The sequence below is a fragment of the Microbacterium sp. OR21 genome (assembly GCF_047306785.1).
In the GTDB taxonomy this organism is placed as follows: domain Bacteria; phylum Actinomycetota; class Actinomycetes; order Actinomycetales; family Microbacteriaceae; genus Microbacterium; species Microbacterium esteraromaticum_E.
The window spans coordinates 278,362-291,434 of sequence record NZ_JAZEXJ010000001.1 but is presented as its reverse complement, the minus strand read 5'-3'; the positions used below and the strand labels follow the sequence as shown (position 1 = coordinate 291,434).

Here is a 13,073-nt window from a genome sequence, read left to right as displayed (position 1 = left end):
TGCGCTGGTCGTCGTGCAAGCGGAGCTCAGGGCTCAGCGACCCCCAGGAGGCCCGATCAGCAGCAGCACGGCGAAGATCGCTGCCACCGCGGCGAGGATCAGCAGCGCGAGCACCCACGGCCGGTGCAGGAACCAGCGCATGGTGCGGTCGTACCAGGTGCGGTCGCGAGGATCGTCGGTCTCGGTGAGCCGCCACTCGCCCTCGAGGCGACCGTTGCGGTGCAGCCAGATCTCGGCCGGGATGGTGGCGTACGGCACGATGGCGCTGACGATCGCCGTGGCTGCGATCCCGGGGTGCCAGCGCTGGTTGAAGGCGAGCAGCACGGCCGTGGCACCGTAGGCGAGGAAGACGAAGCCGTGGATGCCTCCGCCGATGGTGACCAGCACGGCCGGCTGCCCGACGGCACGGAGGATGAGGGCGCTGATGAGCAGGGTCCAGGTGATCGCCTCGGCGATCGCGAGCGCGCGGTACAGGCGGGCGGGAGTGCGGAACATGCTTCTCACGCTAGGTCAGCGTTTCTATGCAGGCCCCGCAGAACCGCGTCATGATGCGCGCGAACCGTGAAAGATCATCCGAAAGACTGACAGGCCCGGCCCGCCGATGGGTCACTCGGCGCTGTCCGAGGAACGCCCTCAGAACGGCGGCTCGGTGAAGGTGACGGTGTTCGGAGGCGGCGGACGGTCGACATAGGTGCGCCCGGTGGGACTCGTCCACTCCAGAAGCCCGTCGCCGAGCTGCTGGACGTGCCAGGGGGTCTGATGCTTCAGCACGTGGTGGCGTCGGCAGAGCGCTGCGAGGTTCTCCTCGCTGGTCTCACCTCCGAACGCCGCGTCACGGGTGTGATCCAGGTCGCTGCCGCGTGCCGGCATTCCGCATCCGGGGAATCGGCAGCGCTGATCGCGTGCCCGCAGCCGGCGGCGCAGGGATTCCGGAGGCCGGTACCTGTCGACGGACAGCACCCCTCCGTACACCGGATGGGTAAGCACGCGATCCCACCCCGTCGATGCGCCGGCCAGCGCCCGGGCGGTCGCAAGATCGACCGGGGCGCGGCCCGCCAGTTCAGCGGCAGGGCCGTCCGCGCCCATCAGCGTCGTCGCGGGTACGGTCAGCGACACGTGCGCGGTGATCGCGCCGAGCAGCCCGTCGGCCGTGTCATGACCGGCCGGAGCACCGGAGAGCAGCAGATCCGCCGCGAGGTCAAAGCGTCGCTGCGCGATCGTCCGTGGGTCGGCATCCGAGTTCGCATCCTCTTGCCCGTTGCCGGCGATCGCCTTCGCCATCTCGGTCAGCCGGTCATGCGCGCCGTGGATCAGCACCGACGGACCGTACACATGCAGCTCGGACATGGCATCCGGGCCATCCGTAACCCACACGCCGCGATGCGTCCGCGCATCCTCATGTCGCTCGTCGAGCGTGCGCGACTGGTGCTGCTGAGCGATCCGCTCGGCGATCACCCGCACCCGGTTCGGCGACTCGTCCTGCGCGAACTCCAGTACGCGGGCGGCGTACGCGGCGCGCGCGTCGTCATCGTCGATGTGGGAGCCGGCGTCGACGATCACGCGCGCGTGCCCTGCCGTGATCAGCCCGGCGCCCTGCGCCTGCCAGACCTGCGGAAACCGCTCGACCAGCACCTCAGCCGCGACCATGCGCCGCTGCACGGTGCGGTCGCTCACGCGCAGCGCCGTCGCGAGTTCGGCGGCGACCGCCCGCAGGGTGAGATCCGACTCCTCGAGCCCGCCGCCGTTCTCGGCGATCGACATCGCCAGCCGGTTGGCCAGCGCGAGCAGCCCGTCGCGGGCGGCCATCACGCCCTGCAGGGTCTTCTCGACCGCCTGCAGCGACGACACCACGGCGTCGAGATTCGCCATGTCCTCCGTCGACGCTGCCGCAAGTCCGTCCATAACTCGAGTATCCGCGTGACCACCGACATTCGAACCCCCGATCGCCGCAGACGGCAGCCCGCCAGGTCACGAAGACGGAACGACCTCGCATCCGCCGATGTCGCTAAGCCGATCCGGTGAGGTTCGACCGCTGCACCGCGACTACGTCACCAGCCGACTCGTCCGGGCGAGGCGAGCGAGGCACATGCATCCGGTAGCGTGGCGCGCATGACCGGTCGTGACACCGACGCACCCCCGCCCACCGCACGGACGGGAGCCGTCGCGGCCTTCGGCCGGGAGCACGAGAGCGCCACCGCACCCGCCACCCGCAAGCAGGTCGTGTCGTGGGCGATGTGGGACTGGGCGATGCAGCCGTTCAACACGGTCATCCTCACCTTCGTCTGGGTCGCGCTGTACCTCACGTCGCGGATGTTCCTCGATCCGTCGGTGCGCGAATCCGGCCTGCTCACCGACGGCTCGTACATGAACTGCAACGAGTCGGCGAACGCCGGATCGGCCTACTGCCAGGGGCTCACCGATCTGTCGGAGTGGTGGGGGTGGGCGAACTTCGCCGCGGGCATCCTGATCCTGCTGCTCGCGCCGGTGCTCGGCCAGCAGGCCGACGCACGAGGAAGCAAGAAGAAGTGGGTGATCGGCGCGACGATCGCGATCGCGCTGGTGCAGTTCTCGCTGTTCTTCGTCGAAGCCGACCCGAAGTTCTTCTGGTTCGGTGCGTTCGCCGTCGCCCTCGCCGCCGTCGTCGGCGAGATCGGCAACGTCAGCTACTACGCGATGCTGTCGGAGGTGTCGACGCCGAAGAACGTCGGCCGGGTGTCGGGCCTGGGCTGGGGTCTCGGATACATCGGCGGCGTCGTCGCGCTGATCGTGTGCATCCCGGTGCTGTTCCTGGTCGGGCAGAGCGAGCCGCTCGCCTTCAAGCTCGTCGCCGTCATCTGCGCCGTGTGGACGATCATGTTCTCGATCCCGATGTTCCGCAACGTGCCCGAATCGCCGTCGTACGACAGCACGAAGAAGGTCGGGTTCTTCCGCTCGTACGTCGTGCTCGGCCGCAGCATCGCCGAGCTGTTCCGCACGAACCGGCCGACGTTCTGGTTCATGCTCGCCGCCGCCGTCTACCGCGACGGTCTCGCCGGCGTCTTCGCCTTCGGCGCCGTGCTCGCCGCACAGGGCTTCGGCTTCTCGTTCCTCGAGGTGATCATCTTCGGGCTCGCCGCCAACCTCGTCGCCGGTATCTCGACCCTGCTCGCCGGGCGCATCGACGACGCCATCGGCCCGCGCCGCCTCATCATCTTCGCCCTCTCGGGGCTGGTCGTGATGGCTTTCGTGGTCTACGCGCTGCGCGACGTCGGCACCATCGTGTTCTGGATCTGCGGGCTGCTGCTGTGCGCCTTCGTCGGCCCGACCCAGGCATCCAGCCGCAGCCTGCTCACGCGCCTCACTCCCCCCAGCCAGCAGGGCACGATCTTCGGGCTGTACGCAACCACCGGTCGGGTCGCTTCGTTCCTGTCGCCACTGGCCTGGTCGCTCTTCCTCGCCTGGTTCGGCGGCATCGTCTACGGCGTGCTCGGCATCGCCGTCGTGCTGCTGATCGGCCTGGTGCTGCTGCTGTGCGTGCGCTTCCCGAAGGATGTCGGAGCGTGAGCTCCGAAGGCGGCGCGGCACAGCACCGGTTCGACGTCCACCCGTGGGGCGTCGGCTGGTCATGCCGGCGCAACACCGGCTGGGAGGAGCGCGGACAGGCGCACCGCGAGTCGGTCTTCTCGCTGTCGAACGGGCACATCGGATGGCGCGGCACCCTCGACGAGGGCGACCCCAGCGCGGCGGCGGGCAGCTACCTCAACGGCGTCTTCGAAGAGCATCCGATGCCCTACGCCGAAGACGGCTACGGATACCCCGAGCACGGCCAGACCGTCATGCACGTGCCCGACGGCAAGGTCATCCGACTGATCGTCGACGATGAGCCGTTCGACATCCGCACCGGGGAGCTCGCCGAGCATCGCCAGCTGCTCGACGTGCGCACCGGCATCCTGCACCGCACGGCCACCTGGACGTCGCCCGCGGGCCGCACGGTGATCATCGCGTCGCAGCGCATGGTGTCGTTCACCCACCGCTCGATCGCCGCGGTGAGGTACGAGGTCACGGCAGCAGACGCTGCCGTCGACGTGACGCTGCTCTCGGAGATCGTCGCCGACGAGCCGCTGCCCGAGGTGCACTCCGATCCGAGGGTGATGGATGCCCTGCGCGACCCCTTCGAGCCGGTGGCCCACCACGGCGCCGGTGGTCGGGCCACCCTCGTGCAGCGCACCAGGCGCAGCCGGATCGCGGTCGCCGTCGCGGCCGATCACCGCGTCCGCACCTCATCGCGGGGGGCCTCACCCGAGCCGCGGACGGACGTCTCGGCAGACCTCGCGCGCACCGCCGTGCGCGCGAGGCTCGACCCGGGGGAGAGCATCGCACTGGTGAAATGCGTGGGCCACGAGTGGTCTGCCGATCTCGACGATGTCGCGCTGCAGGATCGTGTCGAGGCGGCGGTCGAGACGGCTATGGAGATCGGCTGGGACGGGCTCGTCGACGAGCAGCGTCAGTATCTCGACGAGTTCTGGACCCGAGTCGATGTCACGGTCGACGGCGACGAGCGGCTGCAGCAGAGCGCTCGGTTCTCGCTGTTCCAGGTGCTGCAGTCCGCCGCACGCGCCGAGGTGCGATCGATCCCGGGTAAGGGACTCACCGGCGTCGGATACGAGGGCCATACCTTCTGGGATGCCGAGACGTTCGTGCTGCCGGTGCTCACCTACACCGCGCCGTCCGCGGCGAGAGACGCGCTGGCGTGGCGGCACTCCACGCTCGACCACGCGCGTGCCCGGGCCGACCAGCTGCACCTGGAGGGCGCCGCGTTCCCGTGGCGAACGATCGACGGCCGGGAGTGCTCGGGATACTGGCCGGCAGGCACCGTCGCGTTCCACATCAACGCCGACATCGCGGCGGCCGTCGTGCGCTACGTGCAGGCGACAGGCGATGTCGACTTCGAGCGCGAGAAGGGCGTGGAGATCCTCGTCGAGACCGCGAGGCTGTGGTGCACCCTCGGGCGCTGGGACGACGAGGGCGCATTCCACATCGACGGCGTGACCGGACCCGACGAGTACTCGGCCATGGTCGACGACAACTTCTTCACCAACCTCATGGCGCAGCGCAACCTGCGGTCCGCGGCGGATGCCTGCAGGCGGCACCGCGATCAGGCATCCGCTCTCGACGTCTCGTCGGAGGAGATCGCGCGATGGACGACCACCGCCGACGCGATGGCCTTCCCGTACGACGCCGCACGGGGCATCCCGGAGCAGTCCGCCGGATTCAACGAGAAGGAGCGGTGGGACTTCGAGGACACCCGCGACGACCAGTACCCGCTGCAGAAGCACTTCCCCTACTTCGACCTGTACCGCAAGCAGGTCGTGAAGCAGGCCGACCTCGTGCTCGCGCTTCAGGCGGCCCCCGACGCGTTCACGCCGGACGAGACGGCCCGCGCGTTCGCGTACTACGACGGGCTGACCGTGCGCGACTCGTCGCTGTCGGCGCCGGTGCAGGCCACCGTCGCCGCTCGCGTGGGTCAGCTCGAGCTCGCGATGGACTACCTCGCCGAAGCCGCGACCATCGACCTCGACGATCTGCAGGAGGACGTCGACGAGGGTCTGCACGTGGCCGCGCACGCCGGGGTGTGGAATGCGCTGGTGTGCGGCTTCGGCGGCATGCGCGACGACGGCGGGATCCTGCGGTTCGCACCGCGGTTGGCGGCGCCCATGACCGCCTTCTCGTTCGGGATGCTCGTGCGCGGCCACACCCTTCGGGTCGAGGTCCAGCACGACGCGGTCGCCTACCGGCTCGACGGCGGCCCCGCGCTCGGCATCCGGCACTTCGACGAGGAGATCACGCTGGAAGCGGGCGTGGCCCAGCGTCTCGGCATCCCTGCGCTCGCCGACCCCGGCCCGCGCCCATCGCAGCCGCGCGGCCGGGCGCCGCGGCGGGCGGGCGCCGAGACCTGACCCGCCTCAGGCGCGCCCCTGCAGGATCATGTGCCAGTACACCTGCGGGAAGACCTGCCGATCGATGATCCAGTTCATCCGGCTCTCCCGGTAAGAGCTGCGCCAGAGGCTGGGCATCAGGCGGAGCTGATCGTCGAACTCGGCGAAGACCGCGGTCGACCGCGAGACGGTGAAGGGGCAGACGCCGTAGCCGTCGTAGGCGGACGCCGGGTCGCGGCCGTCCACCACCGCGCGGAGGTTCTCGGCGAGCACCTTCGTCTGCTTGCGCAGCGCGCCGCCCGACTTGGAGTTGGCCGTGCCGGCGGCATCGCCCAGCGCCCAGATATCGCGATGCGTGGTCGAGCGCAGCGTGCGCGGGTCTACGGCGACGAAGCCCTCGTCGTCGGCGAGACCGCTCGCGCGGATCCACTCGGGCGCCTTCTGCGGCGGTTCGACCATGAGCAGGTCGTAGCGCAGCTGCTGCCGTTCGCCCCCATCGGAGCCGAACACGATCGTGCGCTCGTCCGGGTCGACCTCGTGCAGAACCGTGCCCGTGCGCACGTCGATGTCGTACTCGTCGATGCTGCGCTGCAGCTCGGCGTCGATCTCGGGGATGCCGAAGACCGTCGGCGAGGGCACCAGGAGCACCACATGGATGTCGTGCAGCACGTTCATCGCTCGCCAGTACGCGCAGGCCTGGTACATCGGCTTCTGCGCGGCCCCCGCGCACGAGGCAGGCCCTGGCGCCTGCACGAAGACGACCGTTCCGGAGCGCATCGAGCGCAGCAGCTGCGAGGCCTTCCGGGCCAGGGCGAAGTCGTAGTTCGAGGCGCCGTGCGGCGAGTTCATCGCCTCGTCGAGGCCGGGGACGGCATCCCAGTCGTTGCGGATCCCGGGGCTGAGGATCAGCTGGTCGTAGCGGAGGGTGTCGCCGGATGCCAGATGCACCCGCCGGTTCTGCGGATCGACCGCGTTCACGGCATCCGGGATCCACCCCACCCCGTCGGGCATCACGTCGGCCTGCGGACGCACCGCCTCGCTCGCCCGGGCGGTGCCGCCGGCGATGTGCGAGAAGAGCGGCTTGTAGTAGTGGGTCTGCGATGGTTCGACGACGGCGATGTCGGTCACGCCGGCGCGGCGCAGCCGACCGGCGACCGACAGCCCGCCGTTGCCCCCGCCGACGACGACGACCTGATGCGCGCGCTCTGCGTCGCGCTCTGACTGCCCGTTCGCGCTCATGACATCCGACCGTAGTCAGCCGACCGCATCCGGCAGACGGGGTTGACAGCCCCGATCACGGGTGCGGCTCAGTCACGCAGCCATTTGCTGCGAGGTCACATTCGTACGCTTCAGCCCGGCAACCCGTACACGATTGACCCCGGCATTCGGCGAATGGGAAACGCTGGCCGCGGGTGCGGATCTGGATCGCTCATGTCAGCCGCCGAGGGCGCCCGCGTCGGTCGTGCCGACGTCGGTGCGGTGGAAGTTCTGGAAGGAGCGGGATGCCGTCGGTCCGCGCTGCCCCTGGTAGCGGTTGCCGTACGGGCCGGAGCCGTAGGCGTTCTCGGCCGGCGAGGTGAGGCGGAAGAAGCAGAACTGGCCGATCTTCATACCCGGCCACAGCTTGATCGGAAGCGTCGCGACGTTGGCCAGCTCGAGTGTGACGTGCCCGCTGAACCCGGGATCGATGAACCCGGCCGTGGAGTGCGTGATGAGCCCGAGCCGGCCGAGCGACGACTTGCCCTCCAGCCGCGCGGCGACGTCGTCGGGCAGGCTGACCTGCTCGAACGTCGCGCCGAGCGCGAACTCGCCCGGGTGCAGGATGAAGGGCTCGTCGGGGGCGACCTCGATCAGCCGGGTCAGCTCGGGCTGATCCTCGGACGGATCGATGAACGGGTACTTGTGGTTGTCGAACAGCCGGAAGTACCGGTCGAGGCGCACGTCGACGCTCGACGGCTGCACCATCTGCTCGTCGTAGGGAGCGAGACCGATGCGGCCGGATGCGAGTTCTGCCCTGATGTCGCGGTCGCTGAGAAGCACGTGTTCAGCGTAACGGTGCTGCCGCCCCGACCTCGGCACTATCCTCGGCGCATGACACGTGCGTCGGTGGTCTCGATCGAGCTGCTGCTCGATGAGCAGGCCGAGGCCGCCGTGCGAGCCGAATGGCAGGCGCTCGCGTCTGCGGGCCTGTCGAGTCTGGCGGCCCACACCGCGCCGAGCAACCGTCCGCACATCACTCTTCTCGTGCGCGAGGAGCCCGTGTCATTCGATCCGGGAGCGCTCGCCGGGCGGTCGGCATTCGGCGTGCGGCTGGGCGGCCCACTCCTGTTCGGGAGCGATGACCGGCGGGTTCTGGCGCGCAGCGTCATCCCCTCGTTCGACCTCCTCGCGCTGCACCGCGACGTGCATGCCGCGGCCGGCCCGGCGTCCGGTCCGACGGGTGACGCGGCGCACACGGCGGGCGGCGCCTGGACTCCCCACGTGACCCTCGCGCGTCGCATGCGCACCGCCGATCTCGAGCGCGCCCTCGAACTCGTCACCGGCGAGATCGCCGGAACCGCCCGCGCCGTGCGCCGATGGGACGCGGCGACCCGCACGGTGACCGAGCTCTGCCGGCTGCGCTGATCGGCCGGGCGACCGTGGCAGAACGCTGGCGCAGCTGTTGCCGCTCTGTGGCGTGCGTGTAATCGCCGTCTCCGTAGCTTCGGTATCACAAGCTTTCCCGCACATTCACCCCGGCCCTCGGCCCCGCAGAACGGAAACCCATGAACGAGACCACCACCACCGCAGCTGCCCCCACCCGGTCGCGCAAGCGCCTCGTCATCGTGCCGCTCGCCGGCCTGCTCGTCGCCGCCGCCGTCGCGGTCGGCTCGGGTGCCGACTTCGTGTCCAACTCGGTCAACACCGCGAACGCGTTCAGCACCGGCACCCTCTCGCAGCAGAACTCCAAGGCCGACAAGGCGATCTTCGACCTCGCGAACCTCAAGCCGGGCGACACGCTCAACGGCTCGGTGACCATCACCAACTCCGGCAGCCTGCCCGCCTCGTTCACCCTCAGGCACGGGCGGGGCGAGATCACCGTCAGCGGCACGCGTCGTGCCGAGTACGTCACGGTGCAGGTATCCGACGAGGGGCCCCGCCCTAGCGGCAACCAGATCTTCCACCGCCGCCCCGAGCAGCGCAGCGCCTCCTCCGGCGAGCGCATCGGCCTGGCCCTGTCGGCCGAGCTCGCCGAGAGCCTGGGCGGTCACCTGCTGCTCGACGGCACCCCGACGACGACGTTCTCTCTGATCCTGCACGCCCGCGGCTGAGCGTCGACCGGCGCCCTCAGACCAGCCCGGCCTCGTACGCGAGGATCACCAGATGGATGCGGTCGCGCGCGCCGAGCTTGGCGAGCACGCGCCCCACGTGCGTCTTGACCGTCGACTCGCCGAGGAAGAACCGCTGGGCGATCTCGCCGTTCGTGAGTCCCTGCGCGATCGCGAGGAACACCTCCCGCTCGCGCTCGGTGAGCCCCGAGGTCGGGTCGGCGACCCGTCCGGATGCCGTGCGCGCCCCCTCGCCCTGCCCCGAGACCCTGTCGAGCAGCGCCCGCGTCACACGCGGGGCGAGCACTCCGTCGCCGCGGTGCACGGCGCGCACGGCCGAGACGAGCTCGTGCCGCTCGGCGTCCTTCAGCAGGAAGCCGCTCGCGCCGGCGCGGATCGCCGCGAAGGCGTACTCGTCGAGGTCGAACGTGGTCAGCACGAGCACCCTGGTGCCGGGGTGGCTGCGCACGATGGCGTCCGTCGCGGCTATGCCGTCGATTCCGGGCATCCGGATGTCCATGAGCACCACGTCGGGGCCGATGGCCGCGACCCGGGCGATCGCCTCGGCGCCGTCGGCCGCCTCGCCGACCACCTCGACGTCGGGCTCGGCGTCGAGGACCATCCGGAAGCCGAGCCGGATCAGCGGCTGGTCGTCGACGAGCAGAACGCGGATCGGACCGGTCACGACTCGGCTCCTTCGAGCAGCTCGCGGGTGCGATGCGGCAGTTCGGCTCGCAGCATCCATCGCCCGGCGCCGGCGGGAGCGGACACGACCCGGCCGCCGAGCAGGGCGGCCCGCTCGGCCAGCCCGCGCAGGCCGAATCCCGCCTCGGACGGCTCTCCGGTCGCCCCGTCGTTGACGATCTCGACGATCAGCGGCGTCGCGGCGTGGTCGATACGCACGTCGATCGCGGTGGCGGACGGCGCGTGACGGATGGCGTTCGTCACCCCCTCCTGCACGATGCGACCGACGGCGAACCGCACGGCGGGAGCGGGGTCGGGCTCGCCTCGAACGGCGATGGATGCCGGGAATCCGGCCGCCTGGGCGGCCGCCACGGTCGCCGCGGGGCTGGCGGGTTCGAGGGGCGCGAGCGAGGCATCCGAGTCGCCGTCGCGCAGCACCCCGAGCATCGAGCGCATCTCGGCGAGAGCAGAACGGGCGGTGCGGGCGGCTGCGAGCGACGCATCGCGAGAGCGGCCGCGGTCATCGGTGGCGGCCGCGCCCTCCGACAGCGCCACGACGACGGTCAGCGAATGCGACACGATGTCGTGCATCTCGCGCGCGATGCGGTCGCGCTCGGCGGCCGCCGCCAGCTGAGCCTGCTGATCCCGCTCGACGAGCAGCTGCCGCGACCGGTCGATGATCGCCTCGACGTAGCGGCGGCGACCGCCGATGTTCATGCCGATGAGAACGCCGATCACACCCGGCACCGTCACCGAGAGCATGGCGTTCCAGAGGTCCTGCAGCGTGAGGTCGCCGCCGAGCAGCATCGCGAGGGCGAGCGCGGTCACAGCCGCGCAGCCGCCGCCCAGCCAGACCCACGCGAGGCGCGTCGAGCGGTACACGGCGACGGTGTAGACCGCGACCGTGAACATGGGAGAACCGGTCGAGGCCGCGGTCATCAGCAGAGTGAGGTCGACGATGATCGCTGCCACGACGGCCGTGGTCGTGCGGGTGCGCCGCCACACGAGCAGAACGCACGAGGCGATGGTCACGAGGCCCAGCACGGCGCTCGCGGCAGGCGACATCACCTGGCCGGGCTCGTCCGGGATCGCGCTGACGCCGAACGAGGCCGTCAGGCAGATCAGGGCGATGAGGATGTCGGCGAAGAGCGGATGCCTGGCCCAGAACCTTCTGATCACTCCGGGCGGACGCGGCAGCCGCAGCCCGTCGTCGACGACGACGTCCGAGCTGCGGCTGCGCGGTGAGGACACGCTCACGACTCTACGTGGCGGCGCCCTCAGGCATCCCGCCCGCGCAGCGTCGCCCACCCGGCGACGAGTGACACCGCGGCCCATCCGCCGAGAGTCAACCACGACTCGGCGCTGCCCAGCGTGTTCACGTCGGAGGGAAGGATCGCGCTGGATGCGGCGGATGCCGGCAGGTAGTTCGCCGCGTCGGTCAGCCAGGTGAGGTCGGGCAGGAACGAGCCGACCAGGCCGAAGATCACGGGAAGCACGAAGATGATGCCGACCGTGGCGGCGATCGCGCCGGCACCGGAGCGCAGCAGGAAGCCGAGACCGACGCCGATCAGCGCGAACAGCGCCATGGCGGCGGATGCCGACAGGATGGGCAGGATCACGGCATCCGGCGTCGCCCAGTCGAACGTCACGCCATCGGCGGCGAGGATCGGCGTGACGATCAGCGCGGCGGCGACGAAGATCACGAGCGACACGGCGAACAGGAACGCCGCGAGCACGGCGGCCTTCGCCGCGAGCACCGAGCCGCGTCGCGGGTTGGCGGTGAGGGTCGAGCGGATCATGCCGGTCGAGTACTCGCCGGTGACCGAGATGACCCCGAGGATGCCGGCGAGGAGCATCGTGAACTGCACGGGTGCGACGACCACCATGATCGGGTTGCCCATGCCCTCGGGCAGGTTGGCGCCGAAGAGCACCGCGATGCCGACGGTGAGCACAGCCACGATCGCGACGGACCACCAGGTGCCGCGCACCGAGAGCAGCTTGATGAGCTCGCTGCGCAGCTGACGACCGAGCGAGACGTGCGATGCGGTGGTGGGGATGTGCGTGGCGCGGGCCTGGATGGCGGTCATGCGCGGGCCTCCTCGAGAGGGGCGACGTCCTGCGGGACTTCGCGGGTGCGGTATTCGACGGCGTCGCCGGTGAGGGCGAGGTAGGCGTCTTCGAGCGAGCCGCTCGTGGGGGTGAGCTCGTGCACGGCGATGCCGCGGTCGGCGGCGATGTCGCCGATGCGCGATGCCGGCAGACCCGTCACGTCGAGCGTGAACCGATCGCTGCTGGTGACCTCGACGTCGGTGCCGGCGAGCGCGTCGGCCAGCTCTGCCGCACGAGGGCTGCGCACGTGCACGCGCTCGGTGGTCCACGCGCGCACGAGGTCGGTCAGCGGGGCGTCGGCGAGAACCCTGCCCCGGCCGAGCACGATCACGTGATCGGCGGTCTGGGCCATCTCGCTCATGAGGTGGCTCGAGAGCAGCACGGTGCGCCCCTCGGATGCCGCGTGACGGACGAACTGGCGCACCCAGCGCACGCCCTCGGGATCGAGGCCGTTGACCGGCTCGTCGAGGATGAGGGTGTGCGGGTCGCCGAGCAGGGCTGCGGCGATGCCGAGCCGCTGGCCCATGCCGAGCGAGAAGCCGCCTGCGCGCTTGCGAGCGACCGAGCCGATCCCGGTGAGCTCGATCACCTCGTCGACACGGGATGCCGGGATGCCGTGCGTCGCGGCCATGGCGCGCAGGTGGTTGCGGGCGCTGCGGCCGGTGTGCACGGCCTTGGCGTCGAGCAGCACGCCTACCTCGGCGAGCGGCGCCCTGAAATCGGTGTAGCTCTGGCCGTTGATCATGACGCGGCCGGATGTCGGACGGTCGAGTCCGACGATCATGCGCATCGTGGTCGATTTGCCGGCGCCGTTCGGCCCCAGGAAGCCCGTGACGCTGCCGGGGCGCACCGTGAACGACACGTCGTCGACCGCGACCTTGTCTCCATACCTCTTGCCGAGGCCCTCTGCTGTGATCATGCCTTCGACGCTATTTCTGGAGGATGCCGCGGCGCGTCCGCCCGCAGAGTGACTCTGGGTGACACGTGTCATCCCGTGGTACTACTTCCCGGGCGCCGCCGGTGTCGGGCGGGGTGGGGCACCGTCGGCCACCGACCG

Annotated in this window: 12 protein-coding genes; 4 read left to right on the top strand and 8 right to left on the bottom strand. The window is 70.4% G+C overall.

The window, feature by feature from the left end; genetic code table 11:
- Positions 1 to 33 precede the first annotated feature (33 nt).
- Positions 34 to 495 (bottom strand): DUF3817 domain-containing protein, encoded by a 462-nt coding sequence (locus V2S04_RS01390; RefSeq protein WP_413636741.1) that lies wholly within the window; start codon positions 493 to 495, stop codon positions 34 to 36.
- 138 nt (positions 496 to 633) lie between these two features.
- Positions 634 to 1,902, bottom strand: coding sequence for a DUF222 domain-containing protein (locus tag V2S04_RS01385; RefSeq protein ID WP_413636740.1), 1,269 nt, complete (start codon positions 1,900 to 1,902; stop codon positions 634 to 636).
- A 207-nt stretch (positions 1,903 to 2,109) separates the two neighbouring features.
- Between V2S04_RS01385 and V2S04_RS01380 the strand changes: the two genes are divergently transcribed.
- Positions 2,110 to 3,543, top strand: coding sequence for an MFS transporter (locus tag V2S04_RS01380; RefSeq protein ID WP_413636739.1), 1,434 nt, complete (start codon positions 2,110 to 2,112; stop codon positions 3,541 to 3,543).
- Positions 3,540 to 5,936, top strand: coding sequence for a glycoside hydrolase family 65 protein (locus V2S04_RS01375; protein WP_413636738.1), 2,397 nt, complete (start codon positions 3,540 to 3,542; stop codon positions 5,934 to 5,936). Before V2S04_RS01380 ends, V2S04_RS01375 begins: the two co-directional genes overlap by 4 nt.
- A 6-nt stretch (positions 5,937 to 5,942) precedes the next feature.
- Here the strand turns inward: V2S04_RS01375 and V2S04_RS01370 are convergent, their stop codons facing one another.
- Both V2S04_RS01370 and dcd read right to left on the bottom strand, forming a co-directional pair.
- Positions 5,943 to 7,154: an NAD(P)/FAD-dependent oxidoreductase gene (locus V2S04_RS01370; protein WP_413636737.1), complete on the bottom strand. Its 1,212-nt coding sequence runs from the start codon at positions 7,152 to 7,154 to the stop codon at positions 5,943 to 5,945.
- A 195-nt stretch (positions 7,155 to 7,349) separates the two neighbouring features.
- Positions 7,350 to 7,955, bottom strand: a complete 606-nt coding sequence (gene dcd, locus V2S04_RS01365; protein WP_099195965.1) for a dCTP deaminase — start codon at positions 7,953 to 7,955, stop codon at positions 7,350 to 7,352.
- A gap of 51 nt (positions 7,956 to 8,006) precedes the next feature.
- Between dcd and V2S04_RS01360 the strand changes: the two genes are divergently transcribed.
- Together V2S04_RS01360 and V2S04_RS01355 are read left to right on the top strand one after the other, a co-directional pair.
- The gene (locus V2S04_RS01360; RefSeq protein ID WP_413636736.1) at positions 8,007 to 8,540 is read left to right on the top strand and encodes a 2'-5' RNA ligase family protein; all 534 of its coding nucleotides are present in this window, start codon (positions 8,007 to 8,009) and stop codon (positions 8,538 to 8,540) included.
- Between the two features lie 140 nt (positions 8,541 to 8,680).
- On the top strand, positions 8,681 to 9,226 hold the full coding sequence (locus V2S04_RS01355; protein WP_413636735.1) for a TasA family protein: 546 nt from the start codon (positions 8,681 to 8,683) through the stop codon (positions 9,224 to 9,226).
- A gap of 16 nt (positions 9,227 to 9,242) precedes the next feature.
- Here the strand turns inward: V2S04_RS01355 and V2S04_RS01350 are convergent, their stop codons facing one another.
- Genes V2S04_RS01350 through V2S04_RS01335 form a run of 4 tightly spaced genes read right to left on the bottom strand, consistent with a single transcriptional unit; the run spans position 9,243 to position 12,935 of the window.
- On the bottom strand, positions 9,243 to 9,908 hold the full coding sequence (locus tag V2S04_RS01350) for a response regulator (RefSeq protein WP_413636734.1): 666 nt from the start codon (positions 9,906 to 9,908) through the stop codon (positions 9,243 to 9,245).
- Positions 9,905 to 11,158 (bottom strand): sensor histidine kinase, encoded by a 1,254-nt coding sequence (locus tag V2S04_RS01345; RefSeq protein ID WP_413636733.1) that lies wholly within the window; start codon positions 11,156 to 11,158, stop codon positions 9,905 to 9,907. Before V2S04_RS01345 ends, V2S04_RS01350 begins: the two co-directional genes overlap by 4 nt.
- 26 nt (positions 11,159 to 11,184) lie before the next feature.
- A complete protein-coding gene (locus tag V2S04_RS01340) occupies positions 11,185 to 11,994 on the bottom strand; it encodes an ABC transporter permease subunit (RefSeq protein ID WP_413636732.1) in 810 nt (269 codons plus the stop codon).
- Complete coding sequence (locus tag V2S04_RS01335) at positions 11,991 to 12,935, bottom strand: ABC transporter ATP-binding protein (protein WP_413636731.1); 945 nt, start codon at positions 12,933 to 12,935, stop codon at positions 11,991 to 11,993. Before V2S04_RS01335 ends, V2S04_RS01340 begins: the two co-directional genes overlap by 4 nt.
- Positions 12,936 to 13,073: the final 138 nt, after the last annotated feature.

What these genes read in the sequence shown, in the direction of transcription:
- V2S04_RS01390 (WP_413636741.1), bottom strand. Translation starts at nt 495, where the DNA reads ATGTTCCGCACTCCCGCCCGCCTGTACCGCGCGCTCGCGATCGCCGAG.
- V2S04_RS01385 (WP_413636740.1), bottom strand. Translation starts at nt 1,902, where the DNA reads ATGGACGGACTTGCGGCAGCGTCGACGGAGGACATGGCGAATCTCGAC.
- V2S04_RS01380 (WP_413636739.1), top strand. Translation starts at nt 2,110, where the DNA reads ATGACCGGTCGTGACACCGACGCACCCCCGCCCACCGCACGGACGGGA.
- V2S04_RS01370 (WP_413636737.1), bottom strand. Translation starts at nt 7,154, where the DNA reads ATGAGCGCGAACGGGCAGTCAGAGCGCGACGCAGAGCGCGCGCATCAG.
- V2S04_RS01360 (WP_413636736.1), top strand. Translation starts at nt 8,007, where the DNA reads ATGACACGTGCGTCGGTGGTCTCGATCGAGCTGCTGCTCGATGAGCAG.
- V2S04_RS01355 (WP_413636735.1), top strand. Translation starts at nt 8,681, where the DNA reads ATGAACGAGACCACCACCACCGCAGCTGCCCCCACCCGGTCGCGCAAG.
- V2S04_RS01340 (WP_413636732.1), bottom strand. Translation starts at nt 11,994, where the DNA reads ATGACCGCCATCCAGGCCCGCGCCACGCACATCCCCACCACCGCATCG.
- V2S04_RS01335 (WP_413636731.1), bottom strand. Translation starts at nt 12,935, where the DNA reads ATGATCACAGCAGAGGGCCTCGGCAAGAGGTATGGAGACAAGGTCGCG.